This is a genomic window from Chryseobacterium carnipullorum (assembly GCF_900142785.1).
GTDB lineage: Bacteria > Bacteroidota > Bacteroidia > Flavobacteriales > Weeksellaceae > Chryseobacterium > Chryseobacterium carnipullorum.
In genome coordinates, this window is the sequence record NZ_FRCD01000007.1 from 198,130 (window position 1) to 219,733 (window position 21,604).

The following is a 21,604-nucleotide window of genomic DNA, read 5'->3' on the forward strand; positions in this document are numbered from 1 at the left end:
ATTATGCTGACTGCAAATATGCAAAAAATAAGCGGGCAAAAGCCCGCCTTTATTGAATAGGTAGATCAAGTTGAAGAATATTTCAACCTTTACTTATGAATTTTTATTTTTCAAAAACTGAATAATCTGAAACTTTAAAATTGAAATCTTTTCCCCTATTAAAATCTCTTTTTGTCCGGTCAAAAATATTTCTGAAAGTTCCTGAAAGATTTTCGTCTTCGATGGTAAAGTTGATTGGTTCTTTTGACATATTGAGAACTACGAGCACCTCATCATTTCCATTCTTTCTTAGGTAAGCTAAGATTTTATCATTGGCTGTTGTATTGAGCAGATACGTAGCGACATTGGCATCTCCCCCTCTTAATGCAGGATTGGAGGTTTTTAATTCAAGCAGGGTTTTATAAAACTCTGCCATCTGGTAGGTATTGGTCCATTTGATCGCATCTTTTTCAAAAAACTCAAGTCTTTTCATATTGGGAAGCTCCTGACCTGAATACATCAGTGGAACACCGTTCCAGGTTGCAGAGAATACGGCCATCGGTTTAGCAATGACTGCGTATTTTTCATATTCTGTTCCGTTCCATGAGTTTTCATCATGATTAGCCGTAAACCATGCTCTCATTGAATGATCGCCAATCTTCGAATATTGAAGCAGCAGATCTTTAAGTTCCTGAAGCGGTTCATTTTTTTTGTAGTAGTCTGCAGATTTATGCATCCATTTCCATGAATAGCTGGCATCAAATACTTTTCCGTATTCAGGACTTTCCAGCTCATCAAATTCTCCTAACCAGAAAAGTGGTTTTATTTTTTCCACTTCCGGACGGGCCTGTTGCCAGAAATCAACTTCCACCCATGAAGCAAGGTCACATCTGAAACCATCAATACCTGTTTCCTTTACCCAGAATTTCATTGCATCAATCATGGCGAGCCTCATTTCCTGATTCTTATAATCCAGTTCAATGATATCATCCATTCCGGAAGCGATATGGAATTTTCCATCCGGATCTTTCAGATAAAATTCGGGATGCGTCTTTGTCCAGACATGATCCCAACCTGTATGATTGGCAACCCAATCGATAATCACTTTAAAGCCTAATCTGTGAGCTTCATTGATCATGTGTTTGAAATCATTCATTGTTCCAAATTCAGGATTAATGGAAGTATAATCTGAGGCTGCGTAAGGACTTCCGAGACTTCCTTTTTTATTCTGTTGGGCAATAGGGGTTACAGGCATCAACCAAAGGGTCCGGACACCCATTTTTTTCAGGCGTGGCATTTCTTTCTCAAATGCTTTGAAGGTTCCTTCAGGGGTATATTGTCTTATATTGACTTCGTAGATATTCGTTGTGTGTTTCCATTCTTTAGGCAGATCCATAGTGTTTTTTGTATTTTGAGTGGTACAGGAAACAATTCCCAGACCGATTATTGCTAATAGAATTAATTTCTTCATCGCTCTATTTTTAACAAAAGTAAGGAAAAATGAAGTGTGTGAAGGTGAATTGTGAGTTGTGAAACGTGAATTTTGCTTCCCAAGTGAATCGTCAATGGTCAATTAATCAATATACTGTCTTAAAATTCGTCATTGGGCACCTTCCTATCTGATGTCTGATATCTTGAATCTAAAATCTTACATAAAAAAAGCCCGGGAAAAAATCCAGGGCTATATATTGTATTCAGATATTATCTATCATCGTCGTTGTCTTCTTCATCCTCGAAAACATCATCATCGAAGCTGTCCTCTTCATCATCATCGAAGCTGTCATCATCTTCATCTTCAAAACTGGTGCTTACGCCAAAGTCATCATCAAAGTTAAAATCATCATCCAAAAGAGGCATTGCTGATCTTTTCTTTGATCCTCCGCCATTTCCACTTTTGCTTGGTGCTTTTAACGGAACGTTTCCGAATCTGTATACGGTAATAGGATAATTGACCCCTTTTGTTTCTTCGATAATCTCTACCAGCTCGCAGAAAAATTCCCAAAGATCTAGAAGCCCGTACTGGAACTGAGCTTTATCGCCTACATTTCCAAAAGCCTCATCAATGTACACATCCGACATAATTTCGCCATCACCATCGTCGCTCATATCTTCCAGGGGAACACTTTTAAGTATTGTTCCGTCATCTTCCAACATATTAAAGGTGGAAAGCTCATCTCCCTGCAGATTGAACGCACTTTTAATTCCCAAATGTAAGTTCCATAGTGATTGTTTTCCTCTTACTTCAATATCACGGAAAATATCCTCTTTCGCATCTAATATTACGCGGATCTTGTAAACCATATCAGTTTCTTAAATTACTTTTTTGCCTTAATTATTATGATAAATCTCTGTTGCAAATATATAATAAATGAGAGGTGACAAAAAAATATTTCACGATTTTTTAAAATATTTTTTTTTCATACATTTTACCGGAATTATTTACTTTTTTCCAGCATAAAGCTAAATTTAGTTCCTTCGAGATAAACACTTTCTACCGTGATATTTTCATTATGGGCTTCGAGGATATGTTTTACGATAGCAAGCCCAAGTCCTGAACCCCCTTCCCTTCTGCTTCTGCTGGTTTCCACGCGGTAGAATCTTTCAAAAATTCTGGGAAGAATTTCTGCTTTAATTCCCATTCCGTTATCAATGACCTCGATCAGTACTTTATTTTTGAGGACACTGGTTTTCACCACTACTTTTGCTTCCTGCCGGTTGGCATAATGGATCGCATTGGAAATTAAATTAATAAAAACCTGTGAAATTTTCTGCTTATCGGCATCTACAAAAATCTGAGGGTGAAGGGTTTGTATCTGAAGTGTTGTATTATGTTTTTCTGCTTCAAATTCAAGAAGGTCGAAAATTTCCTTAATCAGAAGGTTGACATCAAATTTTGAGGTATTAATGCTGATTTCTCCAGCTTCAAGACGATTGATCATATCGAGATCTGTAACAATCGCAATCAGTCTTTCAACGGATTTGTCGATTCTTTCCAGATATTTGTCGCGGATGGTAAGATTTTCAACACCGCCATCTCTGAGGGTTTCTACATATCCCTGAATGGAAAATAAGGGGGTTTTAAGTTCATGCGAAACGTTACCAATGTATTCTTTACGATAGCTTTCCATTTCCTTCATCATGTCGATCTCCGTTATCTGCTGCTGGTTAAGATCTGAAAATCTTTCTCCGAGTTCCCGAATAGTAATATTCTCGTTATTATCATTAACAATTTCCTGTGGAAGCATCTGTGAAAGTCCGCGAACCTGCTTTTTTCCATAATAGTTGAAAAGAAGTTCAAGTACCACATAATTGATCATAAAGATGAGAACCAAGCAGATAAAAAGGCCAACTTTAAAGAAAGGTGTCTTGTAGTAAATATCCTTCAGTGAATCAAAGATGATGACTAAAAGAAACATCACCAGTGTCAGAAGACACGAGGCGACGAGTGTAAGTCTGTAAAATTTCAATTTTACAAGTTTTTATAGGTTATGTAAAGGTCAGGAATTTAAGTTATAAAACGATAAGTTTATAGCCGATTCCCTTTAATGTCTGAATGGTATTAATTCCCAGTTTTTCTCTTAATCTTCTGATATGTACATCAATGGTTCTTTCTCCTACGATCACATCATTACCCCAAACTTTTTCCAGAATTTCTTCTCTTTTAAATACTTTTTCTGTATTTGAAGCCAGAAGATAAAGCAGGTCGAATTCTTTTTTAGGAAGAAGGAACTGCTGTCCGCTCTTGGAAACCCTGAAGTTATCTTTATCGATGACCAAATCTCCGATTTCTATTAATTTAGCATTATCAGAAACCTGGGAAGTCAATTGTAATAAAGCATTTACTTTAGAAGTAAGGATTTTCGGTTTGATCAGCTTCACGATATAATCGTTGGCTCCAGCCTGAAATCCTGCTAATTGTGAGAACTCTTCACTTCTGGCGGAAAGAAAAACAATCAGTGTTTTATGAAGTTCTTTTACTTTACGGAGTTCCTGACAGGTTTCGATCCCATCTTTTTCAGGCATCATCACATCTAACAGGATAAGGTCCGGGATGATCTCCTTGGCTTTTTCTATCCCTTCGTTACCATTGGTAGCAGTATAGATGTCGTAGCCTTCTTTTTCCAGGTTGTAAGACAGAATCTCTAAAATATCCAGTTCGTCGTCTATTAAGAGTATTTTCTTTTGGTTCATTTTAAATTTTTACTGAGTCAAAGTTAATAAATTTTAAAGCACAGATGAACAAATCTATTATCGTTCACATAAAGTTAACAATAATGGTCTTTTCTTAATGTTTAGTTAAGGAAAAATTAAAATTCACTAAACCACTTACCCCACTTATCTTTTATTCCTTTGCACCGAAAGAATCTAGTAAATAAAGTAAGTAAGATAATGAAAATTAATAAACTTAGCATTGCGGTCTTATTTTTATCCGGATCAATGTTTTACGCTCAGGAAACGAAGCAGGACACGATCATTAAGGAGAAAAAAATTGATGGCGTAGTAATCCAGGGAAGCAGCAACAAGAAAACTGAAACTGCGGTATTAGGAGAACAAAGAAAAGCGATTATTCAAAAGCAGGCTGTAAGTGCTGAAGAGATTTCCAGAAAAGGAATTTCCAACGTAGAGCAAGGACTTACGAAAGTAACGGGAATCACTACGGTAGAAGGAAGAGGACTTTTCGTAAGAGGTCTTGAAGAGCGATACAATTATTTATTAATCAACGGTCTTGGATCACCTTCCAACAACCCGTTCCAAAAGATCATTGCCTTAAAGCAGTTCCCAACAGATGTAGTGGGAAAACTGAATATCTATAAAACCTTCAACTCTAACCTTTACGGAGATTTTGCGGGAGCTACTTTTGATATTGAAACACTTACTATTGATAAGCCTTTTACAAAAGTGGAATTCAGTGTAGGGGTAAATACTTTAAGTACATTCAGAAACAATTTCAAAATAGCTGAAGGTGCAGACGGAATGAACGGATATTTAGGTTTGAATTCCAAAGACAGAAGACTTCCGGATGAGATTAGAAACTCAAGACCGGATAACTATAAATTCACACCGGGTCAATCATTAAATTCTTTTAAAGATTCCTGGAACGTAGACAACGTAAAATCAATGCCGAATACAAGCATCGGATTTACGACTGCCCAAAAAGTAAAAATGGGAGATACAGGGAATTTAGGAATTTTATTCTCTTTAAACCAAGGAAGCAAATTTGAATATAAAGAAGGTGATAACCATCAGTTCAAAGGACAAGGTCAAGGCTCATTTATCGAAAATATGAATTTTCTTAACCGTAAGCAATATAATTACGAAATAGAATCTTCAGTTTTATTAGGTTTAGGGTATAAAAACAAAGGAACCAATGTTAACCTAAACGCTATTTATTTACAGAACGTCAATAATATTATAGAAGATAACTACGGCTACAAAGACGGACAGGTTCTTAATAAGACTACCTTTTTTAGAACAAACCAGTTGGATATTTCAAGATTTTTAGACTTGCAGCTAACAGCTTCTCAAAAAATAAATGAAAGACATCAAGTAAAAGCAGGAGCCAGCTATGTTATTAATAATTATCAGCAACCTGACAGAAAAATCATAGAAGGTAACCGTATTGATCCCACTACCGGAACAAGACTTTCGGATGAAAACATCGCAATGCGTTACGGGGGGAATAACATTATCCGTCAGTATCTAGATGTAGACTCCAGATTCTACGGTTCAGCTTTTGCGGAATATCAATTGTCTTTAGGAGAAAAAGGAGACAGAAAAGACTTTCCTATTCAAATTGCCGTAGGTTATAATGGTTTCTCAGATTTCAGAAAAACGTCTTACCGATTTATTTTCGGACGTACATCAACTTCATCAGCTCCTTTTGTTATTAATATTGATACTCCTCAGGATGTTTTCAATGCTTCGCTTAGAAATGGAGATTTATATTATCAGGAAGGTTCAGATGTTTCTCAGTTTTATTCAAGCTTCTATCAAATTATTAATGGGGGTTATGCTAACGTTAACCTTAAACCAAGTGATTCATGGGATATCTTATTGGGAGCAAGATATGAGAATGATATGACGCTAATCCGTTATTCTGAACAGAGTGCCGAAAATAAAATTAATCTGGATAAAAATAAAGATTTCTTCTTACCATCATTATCCGTAAAAAAGGCACTTAATAATAAGAATAATTTAAGGTTCTCTTTCAGTAAGACAGTTACACGTCCTATCCTTATCGAGACGATGCCAATTACTTATATCAATCCTGATAACGTAAATATTGTAGGTAACCCTTCCATTAAAAATAGTGAAAACTATAACTTCGATTTGAAGTGGGAATACTTCCCTACCAATAAAGAGATGTTTGCTGTTAACTTATTTGCCAAAAGAATTGACAATGCCATTGAGCGTTCACTGGTAGCTTCAGGAAATGCAACAGGTTCAACGATCACCTTCTTCAATGCAAAAAAAGCAGATCTATTCGGGATAGAATTAGAAGGAATTTTCAGTTTGGGGAGAATATCTGAAGCTTTAAGAAGTTTTACTTTAGGCGCTAATGCAACCATTATGCATTCAGATGTAGAGAGAAGCCAGGATCAGCTAAACATGGAAAGACCTGATTGGTTTGCCCTTACAGGGGAAACATTACGCAAAAGAGGTTTACAGGGAGCTTCTCCTTATACCATCAATGCTGATTTAAAATACGAACTAAAAAACCGCAATAATTTAGCCCATACATTCTCTCTTGTTTATAATGTATCCGGAAGTAAAATCTATGCAACAGGAGGTGCAGGTACGGATAACTACTACGAAAAACCATTCAATCAGATAGATTTTGTATACCAGGGCCAATTGACTAAAAACTGGAATGTAAAATTTGCTGTACAGAATATTTTAGACAGCAAGTATAAAATCTTAATTGGTGATAAAAATTACCTCCCAACTAATTTTGAACAAGGTAACAATACACTTACCAACTATTACAGAGGTACTACATTTAATCTTACTGTAGGCTATACATTCTAAAAATAATTTAATAAAAAATAAAAATAAGTATAAAAATGAAAAGAAGAGTTTTATCATTATTATCGTTAACAGCCGTGTTAACATTAGCCTTAAATTCATGTACTATCGAGGTAAATGATGGCCTAGGAGACGGTACTACAGTTACTACTCCGGGAACTACTGAAAGTGTACTAAGCGGAAGCGGAACATTATCAGGAACTATTTCAAAAGATATCCTTATCAAAAAGGGAAGCTATACATTAGACGGAATCGTAAAAATTACGAATAACGCTACCATTACCATTGAAGCAGGAGCTACTTTCAATGTAGTGACTTCTAAAACAAGTGGTTTAGTAATTCTTCAGGACGGAAAGATCAATGCGGTTGGTACAGCTGCTGAACCTATTGTATTTACAACAGCTACTAAGGTTCCTGGAGACTGGGGCGGTATTACAATCTATGGGACAGCTCCAATCAAAGCTGTCAATGGAAATACTCAAGCTCTTTCTGAAGACGGAAACAACGTATATTACGGAGGAAGTAATGCTAATTCAAATTCAGGTACCATGAAGTTTGTACGAGTTGAATATGCAGGAAAAAAGATCGGTGACGGTACTTCTGAAACCAATTCAATGACTTTCTACGCTGTAGGAGCAGGAACTGTTTTAGAAAATCTTGTAACGTATAAAGGAACTGATGACGGGTATGAATTCTTCGGAGGTACAGTAAGTGCCAAGAACATCGTTTCTTATGGTAACTACGATGATTCTTTCGACTGGCAGGATGCATGGAGCGGACAAAACAATACGAACTGGTACGCTTTCCAGACAGGAACAGGTAACTTCGGAATGGAAATTGAAGCTTCTGGTAATGCTGATAATGTGGCACCAAAAATATCAAATATCACCCTTATCAGAGACGCAAATACTCTTCCTGAAACAGCTAACTCACCTGAAATTACTGCTATTCAGTTCAAAAAACAGGGAACAGGAATTTTCTCTAATGTGTACATCAGCGGTTATAAAAATATCGGAACTCAGAAAGCTTACAGCGTACTGATTCAGGATGCAGCTACAGAGACAAGCCAGGTAAATACCGGAAAAGTAGTGGTTGCTCCCCTTACTTATCTAAACTCTGACAATGCCGGAGTTTGGGGGTATGCTTACACTCCAAACGGTGCTAAAACTTTCACCAATACGACTACTGTTACCAAAGTATCTCTAACTCCTGGAGCTTGGGCTACCGTAGACGGAGTTAATCTTTTAGCAGGATTACAATAAGTAACTAGTTTCTTCATATCAAATTTTAAAAGCCATCAGGATCTCTTCTGGTGGCTTTTGATTATTCATATAACTATACAGAAAAAGCCATCAGAAAATCCAATGGCTTTATTCACAAAAAACAAGTATATCAAAAAATATATTTCAATTAATATCTCCAGAAAAGATTCCCTTCATTCATGAAAGCTTCTATTCCGGACACTCTGGAAACCGCTTCGGCAGAGCATGAGGCATCAGCCAGTACAATGGAAGCATCGTCCCCGGCTTTTGGCCACTGCTGTTTTCCCTGATCATCCAGAGGAAGAATATTCTGAGTCGCAAACTGTAATGTTCTTGACAACTTCAATTCAGTTTCATATCCGTACAGTTCAGCGATAAGATTGGCTTTCTGAAGCATATTTCCTGATCCGAAAGTACTCCAGTAATCCTGCACATTATCATTTCCGATCAAAACATTAACCCCGTACTTTTTCAATACAGGAATCGGCATTACCTTTCCTCTGAAGGGTACGGAAGACGCAATTCCAACCTTTCCTTCTGCCAGTCTTTCTGCAATCCTTTCTGTTTCTTTTGGAGAAAGATGAGCTAAAGCAAAGGCATGGCTTATAAATGTTTTCCCTTGCAGTTCCGGGTTTTCAATCGCCTTATCAATCAGATAATTGATCGTTTTCATGCCGGACTCTCCTGCTTCATGCAAGTGAATATCAATTCCTTTTTGATGATCAAGCGCTAATTGTACCGTAAAGTCAAGTACTTTTTCAATATTACCATCTATACTTAAAGGATCCAGGCCTCCTATAAAACCTACACTTTTCAATTGGGCTGCTTCTTTCATCAAAGGAGCAGTATCTGTATAATATAAACCGTGCTGCGGAAAAGCCACAAGCTCTGCTTTAAAAGAATCTTTTTTATGTTCCAATGCTTTTTCAAGATTCTCCAATGATTGTAAACCTGAAGTGGGATCAATATTAAAATGCGTCCTTGCAAAATGCGTCCCATAATGCTGCAACAGACTGATCAGCTGCTCTGCTCGTTCTACAGATGTTTTTAAAAGTTCAGGAATGATTTCCTGTTCATAGACAATCATATCCTTCACCGTTCTTCGTTTCGGTGAAAGCGCCTGCCATGGAAGTCCATATAGTGTTTTATCCAGATGAATATGCATATCCCTGAAGGCAGGAAGCATCAGAAAACCTTTAGCATCCAACGCATCAGAGGCTACATCATTTGCTGTTACAGCTTTGATCTTTCCATTCTCTATTTCAATACTGAAAAGGTCGGTTTTGGTTCCGATCACTTCTTCTTCATCGTATTCAAATCCCGTTTCGAGGCGGACATTTTTGAGTGAATATTTTCCTTTTGCGGTCAGTTGATAGGGAAACTGCATAACTTATCTTTTAAAAAGACAAAGTTACGCCCCCTTTATAATGATACAGGTGTATCAATTATGCTTTGTTTTGTACGGATTATTATTTAAACTGTGACGGAGTCATTCCCGTCTGTGCTTTGAAAAATTTGGAAAAACTGGCATGATCATAGAAACCGAGATCGTAGACAATATCTTTCACAGACATTTCCGATACTTTTAAAAGGCGTTTTGCCTCCAGCAGAATACGGTCCTGAATGAGTGATGATGCAGAAGAGTTCAGATTCTTTTTACAGACGATGTTTAAATAATTAGCAGAAATATTAAGCTTCTCTGCATAGAAGGAGACCGATCTTTCTGTTCGGAAATGCTCATCAATAAGCTGTAAAAATTTAGATATAATAGGGTTGGAATGGTACATTTCAAAATCTTTAAAAGTCCCTTCCACCGATTTGCTGACCAACAGACCAATCAGCTCGCTCCGTTTCTGAATGACTTCCCAGAATACATTCTTTTCATTTATCTCTTTCCGGATGGCCTGAAATTCGTACAGGAAAGTCTGAAAAGTCTCTTTGGAAAGATGAATAACAGGATGATTCTGATAATAAGAAGCAGAAAATCTCAGCGAAGGCAGAAAACTTTCAAACCAGCCTCTGCTGATCATCAGCTGATAACCCACGGTTTCCTTTTCGATCACCCATTGATGTACCTGATCCGGAAAAACAAGATGGATCTGGCTGTTTCCCACTTCATATTCCGTAAAATCGATCGTGTGGCTGCCTTTCCCATGTTCAAAAAGATTGATGATAAAAAAATCATGTTTGTGGGGTTCATCAATGGAACGTTCCCCATGGAGTTCATTAAACAGCAAATGACAGCCCTGAAGCTGATTATCACTGAACTCCTGAATTCCTAAAACGGGAAAATGATCTGTATGAAAACCCACGTATCCTGATTTTCTCCTAAAATTAGTGAAATTTATACGAGAAATCTGAACGGAGGGAGCTATTTTCATTTTTTATACAGCCTTGAAGTTTTTAAAGACAAATAATCAAAAGTATTTTTGTTGACCCAATTAGTAATTGTAAGCCAAAAAAGACCACTTAAGTTTTGTGAAAATCAAAGATTTTCTTGGTGAAGATCAATAATCCGTGCAAAATTCCCCTCCCGTGGAGGGGTGGCGAAAATTCAAAGAATTTTTGACGGGGTGGTTTAAGAGAAAGTATTTTACCGTAATATCCTTTGAAACAAAATAAATCAAATGTTCATAGTACAGTCATTTAATACACTGCATTTCCCTGGTAAACCAATGATTCCACGTTTGAAATTCTGGATACGGCTTCTGCCGAGCAGCTGGCATTCATCAGTACAAAATCAGCCTGATCCCCCGCTTTTGGCCACTGCTGGTTTCCTTGATCGTCAAGAGGAAGTTTATTCGCTGTTGCCAGTTTGAGACTTCTTGATAATAAAAATTCTGTGGAATACCCATACAGTTGCGCCATAAGATTGGCTTTCTGGAGGACACTTCCTGTTCCGAAGGTATTCCAGTGGTCTACGATACTGTCGTTACCTGTAAGAACCGTTACATTATGCTTATATAAAGTAGGAATTGGCATCATGAGATTTCCAAAAGGGATCGTAGAAACGATTCCGATCTGTGCTTCAGCCAGTTTTTCTGCCATGTCTTCCTGTTTTACTTTATCTAATTTTGCTAAAATAAAACAGTGACTCAGATAGGTTTTGCCTTTTAGAGAAGGATTTTCATTCACTTTTTTAATGAGATATTCCACTGTATTCAACCCGGATTCACCTGTTTCATGAAGGTGGATATCAATTCCTTTTTTATGGTCTAATGCCAGCTGAACTGTAAAATCAATGGTTTTCTCAATGGCACCGTCAATGGTAAACGGATCTACGCCTCCAATAAAATCAATATCCATTTGAGCAGCTTCTTTCAGATAAGGTGCTGAATCGGTATAAAACACACCGTGCTGTGGAAAAGCTACCAGCTCAGCGCCGAAACTTTTCTTCTTAGCCTCTAAAGCCTTGTGAAGGTTTTTTAATGAATCTAATTTTGAAGTCGGTTCAATATTGACATGGCTTCTCGCAAAAGAAGTTCCCTTAGACTGTAACAACTCAATCATCCTTTCTGCTTTGAACGTTGAGTTTTTGAGCATTTCGGGAAGTATTTTCTGCTCAAGTGCGATCATTCCTTTGACACCACCTGTTCTTTTTCTAACCGCCTGCCATTGATCGCCGTACAATGTTTTGTCCAAATGAATATGCATGTCTTTAAATGCAGGAAGCATCAGCATTCCTTTAGCATCAATCGCTTTTGCATTGGGTTGATTGGGAGCTATACTTTTGATTTTCGCGTTTTCGATTTCAACATAAAAGAGCCCGGTTTTAGTAGCCACAACCTCTCCTTCTTCATAGTCAAAGCCGGTTTCCAGACGGACATTTTTAAGGTTTAATTTTCCTTTTGCCGAAACATTTTGTTTTTCAAACAAAGGAGATGCTGCCAGAATATTGGGCATTAAACTAAGTCCGGCTGCCGCCAGTGCAGAACTTTTAATAAAATCTTTACGGGATATTGCATTGTCAGAGGTCTTCATTTCCAATCTATTTTATACAAAAATAGAAAGAACGGAAAGGATGAAGGGGTATGGTTTATCACAATATTTGTATGATTTATTGGATGGTTTAATTTACAGATGGTTTTCCTGGACCACCCCGTCAAAAATTCTTTGAATTTTCGTCACCCTTCAGAGGATGGGAATTTCTATTTTCATAAGGATTCTCTTGTCAATAATTTAACTTTAATGGAATGAATAAGTTTAAAAAATTCTATTTTTAGGATAAAAAAAGACCGAATTCTAAAATCCAGTCTTATTATAATTGATGTAGTAAATCTTAAGAATACTCAAATTTTCTTACGGCTTCAAGCGTCATTTCAATTTCTTTATCTTTGATTGCATCGCTGATGAAATAGGTTTCATAGCCACTTGGCGGAAGATAGATTCCATTTTGAAGCATCTGATGGAAGAAGTTATTGAATAAAGACTGGTTGGAAGCGGCTGCTTCATCAAAATTGGAAACGCTGTTGATGTGGAAAAATACCGACATCATGGATCCTTTTCTGTTGATTTTATGGGAAATTCCTTTTTCATTCAGAATTTTTCCGATCCCGAAGTCCAGGGTCTCTGCTGTTTTATTAATTCTGTTAAAGAATTCTGGATCATTTTTAATCAGCTGTAGTGTTTTCAATCCAGCTCTCATTGCTAATGGATTACCGCTTAAGGTTCCCGCCTGATAAACGCCTCCTTTTGGCGCAAGATGGTCCATGATTTCGTTTCTTCCTGCAAAAGCCCCTACCGGAAGACCTCCCCCGATCACTTTTCCATAGGTCACTAAATCAGCTTTTACATTGTAGAGTTCCTGTGCTCCTCCAAAAGCTAACCTGAAACCTGTCATCACTTCATCAAAAATCAACAAAGCTCCGTTTTCATCACAGATTTTTCTCAGATTCTGAAGAAAATTATTTTCAGGAAGTACGCAACCCATATTTCCGGCAACAGGTTCGATGATAACGGCTGCAATCTGTCCCTGATTGTGACGGAACAAATCTTCTACCTGCTCAAAATCATTGTAGCGGGCCAGAAGAGTATCTTTAGCGGTTCCTTCTGTTACACCCGGAGAATTTGGATTTCCGAAAGTGGCAGCACCACTTCCTGCTTTGATCAGAAATGAATCTGAGTGGCCATGATAACAGCCTTCAAATTTAACGATCTTATCTCTTTTTGTAAATCCTCTTGCCAGTCTTACCGCACTCATACAGGCTTCTGTACCTGAAGAAACCATTCTGATCTGGTCAATATTAGGAACATTTTCTACGATGAATTTAGCAATTTCTGTTTCCAGTTCTGTAGGCGCTCCAAAAGAAAAGCCTTTTTCAGCCTGTATTTTCAGTTCTTCCAGTACTTCAGGATGGGTATGTCCTAAGATAGCAGGTCCCCATGAATTGATGTAGTCGATATAGGTATTGTCATCTGCATCGGTAAGATAAGCGCCTTTTGCAGATTTCATAAATACAGGAACACCTCCTACTGATTTGAATGCGCGAACCGGAGAATTGACTCCTCCCGGAATGTATTTGTAGGCTTCATCGAATAAAGCCGAACTTCTTTGATACTTCATATTTTAGTTGAGTGTTGCAAGTTTATAATCTGGCCGTTAAAGAGTAACTGACCACAATAAAATCACAACAAAAAATTAGTTTCTAGGTTTTTTATCAATCAAATAAATCAGCTGGCCTGCAGATGGTTTTTGTCCTTCATCCATTCTGTTTTTTGCGTATAATTTATTTAATTTGATTCCGAATTTCTGTGCGATATCGTGCATATCTTCGCCGGATTCTGCTTTGTAAACGGCAGTATTTCCTGAAGAGTTTTTAGATTCAAGAAATACAATATCATTTTTCTTCAGAACATCGCTTTCGAGCTCATTCCATTTCATAAGTCTGCTTTCACTTACCCGGAATTTATCTGCGATGAATTTAACATTCGTGTCCTCAGGAATGACGATATATCGTAAACCATCGTTGGGATGGGTTTTAATAAGAATCGAATTAAGGATTTCAGCTTTTGTCTTAATCCTTTCCACTCTCTTCTGTTGCTGCGCATAAGAAGTCTGTTTGTAAGGAACCTCAACAGTTACGGCATCTTTCGCTTTCTTACTGATGGTCTTTGAAGGTTCCAGCTGAGCCATAAACGCGCGGTCATCTTTCAGATCCGGATACATTTTAAGAACGGCATACAAAACTTCTGTAGAGCTGGTATCATCGTACTCATAAAGTCTGTATTTTTCAATTTTACTGATCAGGATGGAAGCGTAACGAGGATTGGTTGCATATCCTGCTTTTTTAAGGCCATGCGCCCACGCTTTGTAATCCTTCATATTGAGATTAAAGAGATTCGTGTAATATTTTCTTGTTGATAAAAATATAGAATGGTCTTCGTACGACTGTCTTGGGTCTTCATAGACGCGGAAACACTCATTGGGAGCATCATCTGTATGCTTCATGGTTTTTCCTGTCCAATCTTCTTTACATTTTATTCCAAAGTGATTTTTGCCTTCCTGAGCCAGTCTGCTCTGCCCTCCTCCGGTCTCCAGGAGTCCCTGAGCCAATGTAATAGAAGCAGGAATTTTGTATTTTTCCATTTCTTCTACCGCATATTTAGCGAATTTTTGAATGTACTGGTCTTCAGTAGCCCAAGCCTGAGCTGAGAATTTTGATAAAACTAAAAGGCTTACGAGTAAGAAAAGTCTTTTCATGTTTTTCAATTTTTACTTATATAATTAAATTTCTATTCTGTTTTTCCAAAAGCAGATTGGCTCCTTCAATACCCTGCAAACCGCCGGTATGAAAGCACAAAATTCTACTGTCCTCAGGAAAATACCCTTCATCAACAAGTTCAAAAACTTTCTGCATCATCTTTCCTGTATACACCGGCTCCAAAGGGATACCGTACTTCTCTTTAAAATCATTGATAAAACGGATGTTTTCATCTTTTATTTTACCGTAACCTCCAAAACATGAATCTATTAGATTAAAATTTTGTATAGAAGTTAATTCTAAGATTTTATTCTCCAGTGAATCATCGTCAACGACCTTAAATCCTATTACTTTCTGATATTCTTCACAAAATTTTGCTATTCCGGCAACTGTTCCTCCGGTACCGACCGCGGTGCAAAGATAATCAAAATCTTTTGTTTGGTCATTGAGCATCATTTTAACCCCCTGTAAAGCCTCTTCATTGGTTCCGCCTTCCGGAACAATCAGCGCATCGGGAAACTCATTCTGTAGAAATTCGGTTAGTTTTTCTTTATGTCTGTATTCTTCTCTGGTGACAAATTTCAGATTCATTCCGTTTCTTTTGGCAAAAAGAAGGGTGGGATTATCCCGCCATTTATGTTCCAGTTCCTGTCCTCTTATTATTCCCAGCGTTGGAATACCCGATAAATTACCAACCGCAGAAACCGCGGCGATATGATTTGAAAAAGCGCCTCCAAATGTAATGATATAAGGATTCTCCGGACTTTTTTCCAGATAATTATTGATATTGTAAAACAGTTTCCAGTATTTGTTTCCTGAGATCTGGGGATGGATAAGGTCTTCTCTTTTGATGAAGAGTTTTATATTCTTATGCTGAATAGGGATTTCCTGAATCGGAATGGGTTCTGCCGGAACTTTTAATAGCATTTTTAAAGTTTAACTATTAGGTACAAAATTAATAAAAGATTTAGATGGGTTGGCTATGAATTTTGAAAAATGCATTTTAAAGGGATTGTGCTTTTTTTTAACGCAAGGTGGGCAAAGATTTTTGATAAGAATAATTGTTATAAGATCGCAAAGGCGTTAGCACTCAGCAGCGGTTGAATGCTGATTTTGTAAGGAGACAGCATAGGGTTAGTCATCATTTTTTAAATGCAAAATAGAAATTTATTTTTCCCAAATCGGATTTCTATTTTCTTATATAGGTTTACTGAAAATATCTTTTATCTTTTATCTTTTATCTTTTATCTTTTATCTTTTATCTTTTATCTTTTATCTTTTATCTTTTATAAATACTTCCTAAAGCTCCAGAATTTCCTTTTCTTCAGATAAATCAGATCCCGTTCATTGGCATACGCTTCTCTTTCAAACGAGATTCTTTGATAGGCCATGAAACCGTCTTTCAGTTTGAAAAACCAGTAGTAATATTCGATGACATAAAAAATATAAAAGAAAATAACGAGCATTTCGAGCTGTTGTCTCAAATGGATTTTTTCGTGATTGATAAGTACTTTATTTTCCTTATCTTCGGGTTTCCTAATGAAGATAAAGGGAAATAGAGCAATGCCGTTAATTTTTAATTTCTTTAATGGCTTTTGGCATATAATTATCATACTAACAAATATAAAGTTTTTTGACTTAGAGATTTAACTTATGGCCCAATATGATATCAAAGAAGGTGAAGACTTCTACTATAATGAACAGGGGTACAAGGTTTTTACAGAAAAATTCCATCTGAAAAGGGGACATTGCTGTAAAAGTGGTTGCAGACACTGTCCTTACGGGTACGATAAAAAGACTGATACATTCATTAAAAACGATAAAAAAAAATAAATAAAATGAAAAAATATATTTTTATTTTGTTAGCATCGGCTGCATTAGGCCTTACATCGTGCAGTCCTTTCCAGGTGCGTTCAGATTATGCGCAATCTGCGAATTTTACGACTTATAAAACGTATAAGATCAGAATTGACGATCTGAAACTGAATGATATTGATAAAGACAGGGTTTTAAACGAACTGTCGAGACAGCTTCAGAGCAAGGGACTTCAGTCCGGCGAAAATCCTGATCTGATTGTCAATGTAAAAGCGAATCATAAAAAGGTGACCGATATCAACAGCAGCTCTCCTTACGGCATGTGGGGATGGGGCGGTCCTTTCGGATGGGGCGTTGGGATGAGCAGAACATGGACCAGCAATTATAACGAAGGTGCTCTGATTGTTGACCTTATCGATTCTAAAACCAACAAACTGGTTTGGCAGGGTATCGGAAGCGGAATTTCCGTGGATTCTCCAAAAGCCAAGCAGAGACAAATTCCTGAGATCATGGCTGAGATCATGAAAAACTATCCTCCTCAGAGAAAATAATTTTTATTTAAATCAACCGATTATATAAAACGCCGATACAGAAAATTGTATCGGCGTTGACTATTTTAGCGAAACCTTACTATCTATTTTGATTTGTCCAAGTAATAGATCAATTTATCATTCCTGTTGGTGACAAATTCTTTTCCGTTTTTATTGATCCTGTAGACTAAAACTCCCTGATTATAGGTGTCCCAGATTTTAAATTTATATGACCTTTGTTTTGTGTATACAGTAACGAAGTATTCTTTTTCTTTTGACAGGATGGTTGACCCAGGTAAATTCATCAAATTTTAATTCTTCAAAAAGCTGACGGTACTGTTTTAATGACTAAAAATCTGATCATCAATAACGATTCCTCTTACATTTGAAAATATTTCGTGGTTATAAGAATTGTACTCTTTAAAATCATACCTAACTTTTACAAAGTATCCGGTCAGCAGCAATGCATATATAGGGAATGGAATATAAAAATTTATTTTTTCTACTTCATTACGACAGGAAGCAGGATCGTTAAAATTAAAAAAACGAAAACAATTCCTAGATAGATACTTCGTGGTATTAACTTGTAATAATAGCATTAAAGTTTTTACCAATATGATGAGCATTATTAAATGTCCAAACATTTTTCGCCATTGTAATGGCATGCATAAAAAAAGCATGCTTTACATGATAAAATTAACAGTAATGTAATTTCTTATTCGTGAAAATAGAGTATTCTTACAGAAATTTTATGAGTATGAAAAAATTAATATTATGTACTGTGATAGCCGGGTTTGCCAATGCCCAGGCTCCTGCAGGCTATTACAATTCAGCCAACGGATTGAGTGGTGCTTCACTGAAAACAGCATTAAGTTCTATTATCACCAACGGACATCAGGATAAAGGATACAACGGACTCTGGACGGGCTATAAAACGACGGATATTGATAAGAATTATGAAAACGACGGGTCTATCATGGATATTTATTCAGAAAAACCTTCGGGAACAGATCCATATAAATATACCCCAGGTACCAACCAGTGCGGAACATATTCTGTAGAAGGAAACTGCTACAACAGAGAACACATTGTTCCTCAAAGCTTATTCAATGAATCTTCACCCATGGTCTCAGACATTCATTTCATCAGAGCAACAGATGGAAAGGTGAATGGAATGAGAAGTAATTATCCTTTCGGAAAGGTAGGTTCAGCAACATTTACTTCCAAAAACGGATCAAAGCTGGGAAGCTCTTCCTCTTCAGGATATGCAGGGACAGTTTTTGAGCCGATTGATGAATTTAAAGGCGATGTAGCAAGGATGATCTTTTATTTTGTTACCCGCTACCAAAGCAAACTTTCTTCTTTTTCTTCCGGTAATATGCTGGGCAGTTCAACATTTCCGGGATTACAGACCTGGGAGCTGAATGTTCTTCTGGCATGGCACATTCAGGATCCTGTTTCACCAGCAGAAATCAGCAGAAATAATGCCTCTTACAGTTATCAGGGAAATAGAAATCCGTTCATTGATAACCCTAATTATGTCAATCAAATCTGGGGTACTTCCAATCCGGGAACCACTGATCCGGGAACGCCGATTCCTAATCCGGGTACAGGCTGCGTGAATGAAACTTTCGAAAGTATTCCTGCCGCCAATGCTTCTTATACAACAAGAACGTGGACTGGAAGCGGTATTTCATGGACGGCTACCGATGCAAGAACAGATCAGACCATCAACAATAAGGCGATTACCGTGAGAGATGGTTCTTTAACATCCGGTACTTCAGCAAATGGAATCGGATCACTGACGGTCACTACCCAACTTAAATTTTCAGGAAGTAACGGTACATTTGATGTAAAAGTCAACGGAACAACAGTAGGAACTATTCCTTACAGCGCGACCGCTGCAACGACAACGATTAATAACATCAATATTTCAGGAAATGTTACGGTAAGTCTTGTTAACAGCTCATCAAGCAACAGAGTGGCTATCGATGATCTTCAATGGACATGTTATTCAGGAAGTTCCAAACAGGCTCAAAAAGCAGCAATGGATCAAAGTGCTATTCAGGAGCTTCAGGTCTACCCTAACCCAATTTCAGGACAGGAAATCTTTGTAAAAGGGGACACGCAGCATATTAAAAAAGCAGAAATTTATAATCTTCAGGGGAAAACACTTGAGACGATTAACAGTCCTTTTAAAAATGGAAATTCTATTAAGATCAAAAATCTTGCGCAGGGAATTTATATTTTAAAGCTTGATCAATCTACGTTGAAGTTGATTGTGAAATAAATAATTTTTAAGTATAATTTAAGCCGGTTCAAAAATTTTTGAACCGGCTCTTTATTTTTTGATGCAAAGTTTATTTAGAGTTTGCCTTTTAAGGAAGGCAAAAGTCAATTTAAAAATGTTTCCGTACTTTTTTAGAGGGAAATGTGCTTAGATCTCATTCGCTATTTAAGTTTTATATATTTATTTTCCATTCCTTCATAGAGAATGGTCAATGTATCATTTTTAATGCTGTACTGACTTTCAGAGGTTTCTTTCGTGCGCTGATCTGCGCTGATTATTTTATTATTTTGAACTTCAAAAGTTGATTCTATGGTATTCTGCATTTTATTTTCTCCCAGATGTTGACGAAAATGACCGTCTTTTGTGAATTCCAGAACTATCTTATCCATTGAACTTCCCGTTTGCGAATCTTTCAGAAGGCCTCCCCATTTCCCTATAAGCTGAGGATCTTTCTTTTTTTGCGAATGACAGTTGAATGCCAAAATGCATCCTAAAATCATTAAAATAGGTTTCATCATATTTCTTATTATTATTTTAAACCCAATAATTATCTTCAATTACAGTTCAAAGACAGTTCTTTTCTCAGCCAATTCTTAGCTTTATGATAGTTGAATATATCAGCTATTAAAAAACCTAATGGTATTAATGAAATGGAAGCTATCAGAAGTCTATCCGTAAAACCAACGATATGGGGCTTATGATCAATTTTTATGACCTCGACAAATAAAGCCGGTAATATGCTTATCCCCAGTGTAACTGCAATGCATAAAGCTATTGAAAAGTAATTAGGTTGATAACGAACAGTTACTTTCGACCTGTTCCCTGATGTAATAAAGGATATTTTTGAAGATAAGTAGAAAAGAGACTTTGAAAACCCATTGTTTTTAAAATGAAATGATACATACCTGATCCCACCTTCTCTTCTCATATTGATGTATCGGTAGCTCATGTATGTAAACCGCTTATAAAACTCCTCTTCAGAAAGATTTGTTTCACAGTTTTCTTCGTAGATTAAAAAATATTTAAACATTAATAGATTTCAAATTCTGTTTTTCCTTTTGGGATATGTAATAAATAATCCAGCTCAGCTCCGGTCCAGCTTCCATCTTTCTTAAATTTGCAAAGTAACGCAGAAGCTCCTCTGAAGCCTTTGTCTTTTTTGATACTTTTTAATCCTACCAGCTTTCCATCTCCATAGAAAACCAATTCGTAGTTACTCAACGGCATAAATTCTAAATTTTCGGCTTTTGCAATAGAGATCAGTTCATCCCAGCCTTCCTGTACTTCATCTTTATCAAAATACTGAGCGACTGCCTGGTCTTTTATTTTACTGTAAGAAAACTGTGCAATTTTATCCAGATCTTTTGCTTTAAATGCAGCCTCAATCATTTTATATGCTTCAAGTACCTTAGCTTCCAATATTTTTTTGTCAAAATTTCTAAGATCCTGGCTGTCTTTCCAGCCTTCAATAGTAAAAGGTACATTGGACAGCTTAAATGTTTTTGTTTCTTCAAAACGATCTTTCCCTGCCTCTTTAAATAATTTATCCTTATCCTTTGGTGCGTTATAAACAAATAAGTTATCCTGCTGTTTTTCAGCTGAAAGCTTATCCGTATTTTCATAAGATTCCACTTTTACATCAAACTCTGTCTGAGTGTCCAATTTTCCCAGATCTTCCCGTGGATACAGTACAACTTTTAATGTGTTGGTATTTCCAGTAAGGTATGGATTGATCTCATTTCCTGTACTAAACGATTCATTATTAAAGCTTTTCGTCACTTTAATATCATTGATAAAAATTTCAAAATTGCACATCCCGTTCGTATGGTAAATAACATATTTAGGTTCCTTTGGATAGTGCTTAATATTCTGAAGGGTTTTCTCTATTATATTTTTAGAATTAATTTCTGAATTCTGTTTCATATTTAATTGATTGTTAGAAGTTTGAGAGCAGCTTAAAGTTGTTAATAAAATGGTTAATAATAAAATATATCTTTTCAT

The 21,604-nt window shown here is 36.7% G+C and carries 19 protein-coding genes; 5 read left to right on the forward strand and 14 right to left on the reverse strand.

From position 1 onward, the window contains the following. Window positions 1-103 precede the first annotated feature (103 nt). The 4 genes from BUC06_RS09975 to BUC06_RS09990 all read right to left on the reverse strand — a co-directional run bounded on the left by BUC06_RS09975 (window position 104) and on the right by BUC06_RS09990 (window position 4,170). The gene (locus tag BUC06_RS09975) at window positions 104-1,450 is read right to left on the reverse strand and encodes an alpha-amylase family glycosyl hydrolase (RefSeq protein ID WP_073333206.1); all 1,347 of its coding nucleotides are present in this window, start codon (window positions 1,448-1,450) and stop codon (window positions 104-106) included. 230 nt (window positions 1,451-1,680) lie between these two features. After that, complete coding sequence (locus tag BUC06_RS09980) at window positions 1,681-2,280, reverse strand: IS1096 element passenger TnpR family protein (protein WP_073333208.1); 600 nt, start codon at window positions 2,278-2,280, stop codon at window positions 1,681-1,683. Between the two features lie 134 nt (window positions 2,281-2,414). Next, window positions 2,415-3,446, reverse strand: a complete 1,032-nt coding sequence (locus tag BUC06_RS09985; protein WP_073333212.1) for a sensor histidine kinase — start codon at window positions 3,444-3,446, stop codon at window positions 2,415-2,417. A gap of 43 nt (window positions 3,447-3,489) precedes the next feature. Then, window positions 3,490-4,170 (reverse strand): response regulator transcription factor, encoded by a 681-nt coding sequence (locus BUC06_RS09990; protein WP_073333215.1) that lies wholly within the window; start codon window positions 4,168-4,170, stop codon window positions 3,490-3,492. A 198-nt stretch (window positions 4,171-4,368) separates the two neighbouring features. Between BUC06_RS09990 and BUC06_RS09995 the strand changes: the two genes are divergently transcribed. Together BUC06_RS09995 and BUC06_RS10000 are read left to right on the forward strand one after the other, a co-directional pair. Then, entirely contained in the window at window positions 4,369-7,008 is a 2,640-nt protein-coding gene (locus tag BUC06_RS09995; protein ID WP_073333217.1) for a TonB-dependent receptor plug domain-containing protein, read from the forward strand. A gap of 35 nt (window positions 7,009-7,043) precedes the next feature. After that, on the forward strand, window positions 7,044-8,267 hold the full coding sequence (locus tag BUC06_RS10000) for a hypothetical protein (RefSeq protein ID WP_073333220.1): 1,224 nt from the start codon (window positions 7,044-7,046) through the stop codon (window positions 8,265-8,267). A gap of 148 nt (window positions 8,268-8,415) precedes the next feature. On the opposite strand, the gene BUC06_RS10005 is transcribed toward BUC06_RS10000, so the two are convergent. From BUC06_RS10005 to BUC06_RS10035, 7 genes are all read right to left on the reverse strand, one after another. Further along, a complete protein-coding gene (locus tag BUC06_RS10005; RefSeq protein WP_073333222.1) occupies window positions 8,416-9,654 on the reverse strand; it encodes an amidohydrolase in 1,239 nt (412 codons plus the stop codon). Between the two features lie 82 nt (window positions 9,655-9,736). Beyond that, a complete protein-coding gene (locus BUC06_RS10010; protein WP_073333342.1) occupies window positions 9,737-10,579 on the reverse strand; it encodes a helix-turn-helix domain-containing protein in 843 nt (280 codons plus the stop codon). A 334-nt stretch (window positions 10,580-10,913) separates the two neighbouring features. After that, complete coding sequence (locus BUC06_RS10015; protein ID WP_073333226.1) at window positions 10,914-12,248, reverse strand: amidohydrolase; 1,335 nt, start codon at window positions 12,246-12,248, stop codon at window positions 10,914-10,916. Window positions 12,249-12,546: 298 nt separating this feature from the next. Further along, on the reverse strand, window positions 12,547-13,830 hold the full coding sequence (gene hemL, locus BUC06_RS10020) for a glutamate-1-semialdehyde 2,1-aminomutase (protein WP_073333229.1): 1,284 nt from the start codon (window positions 13,828-13,830) through the stop codon (window positions 12,547-12,549). A gap of 75 nt (window positions 13,831-13,905) precedes the next feature. Next, window positions 13,906-14,967, reverse strand: a complete 1,062-nt coding sequence (locus tag BUC06_RS10025; protein ID WP_073333233.1) for a glucosaminidase domain-containing protein — start codon at window positions 14,965-14,967, stop codon at window positions 13,906-13,908. A gap of 16 nt (window positions 14,968-14,983) precedes the next feature. Continuing rightward, window positions 14,984-15,895 carry a 1-aminocyclopropane-1-carboxylate deaminase/D-cysteine desulfhydrase gene (locus BUC06_RS10030; protein ID WP_073333235.1) on the reverse strand — a complete coding sequence of 304 codons (912 nt, stop codon included), beginning with the start codon at window positions 15,893-15,895 and terminating at the stop codon, window positions 14,984-14,986. Window positions 15,896-16,254: 359 nt separating this feature from the next. After that, window positions 16,255-16,581 carry a hypothetical protein gene (locus BUC06_RS10035; protein WP_073333238.1) on the reverse strand — a complete coding sequence of 109 codons (327 nt, stop codon included), beginning with the start codon at window positions 16,579-16,581 and terminating at the stop codon, window positions 16,255-16,257. Between the two features lie 40 nt (window positions 16,582-16,621). Between BUC06_RS10035 and BUC06_RS10040 the strand changes: the two genes are divergently transcribed. Both BUC06_RS10040 and BUC06_RS10045 read left to right on the forward strand, forming a co-directional pair. Further along, window positions 16,622-16,801 (forward strand): DUF5522 domain-containing protein, encoded by a 180-nt coding sequence (locus BUC06_RS10040; RefSeq protein WP_073333242.1) that lies wholly within the window; start codon window positions 16,622-16,624, stop codon window positions 16,799-16,801. 5 nt (window positions 16,802-16,806) lie between these two features. Continuing rightward, the gene (locus BUC06_RS10045) at window positions 16,807-17,334 is read left to right on the forward strand and encodes a DUF4136 domain-containing protein (RefSeq protein WP_073333245.1); all 528 of its coding nucleotides are present in this window, start codon (window positions 16,807-16,809) and stop codon (window positions 17,332-17,334) included. An 83-nt stretch (window positions 17,335-17,417) separates the two neighbouring features. Here the strand turns inward: BUC06_RS10045 and BUC06_RS10050 are convergent, their stop codons facing one another. Beyond that, window positions 17,418-17,621 carry a hypothetical protein gene (locus tag BUC06_RS10050; protein WP_139263338.1) on the reverse strand — a complete coding sequence of 68 codons (204 nt, stop codon included), beginning with the start codon at window positions 17,619-17,621 and terminating at the stop codon, window positions 17,418-17,420. Between the two features lie 449 nt (window positions 17,622-18,070). On the opposite strand from BUC06_RS10050, the gene BUC06_RS10060 reads away from it, so the two are divergent. Beyond that, window positions 18,071-19,603: an endonuclease gene (locus BUC06_RS10060; RefSeq protein WP_139263339.1), complete on the forward strand. Its 1,533-nt coding sequence runs from the start codon at window positions 18,071-18,073 to the stop codon at window positions 19,601-19,603. Window positions 19,604-19,764: 161 nt separating this feature from the next. On the opposite strand, the gene BUC06_RS10065 is transcribed toward BUC06_RS10060, so the two are convergent. Continuing rightward, window positions 19,765-20,121 carry a hypothetical protein gene (locus tag BUC06_RS10065; RefSeq protein ID WP_073333252.1) on the reverse strand — a complete coding sequence of 119 codons (357 nt, stop codon included), beginning with the start codon at window positions 20,119-20,121 and terminating at the stop codon, window positions 19,765-19,767. Window positions 20,122-20,632: 511 nt separating this feature from the next. Next, window positions 20,633-21,604, reverse strand: coding sequence for a hypothetical protein (locus tag BUC06_RS10075; RefSeq protein WP_073333258.1), 972 nt, complete (start codon window positions 21,602-21,604; stop codon window positions 20,633-20,635).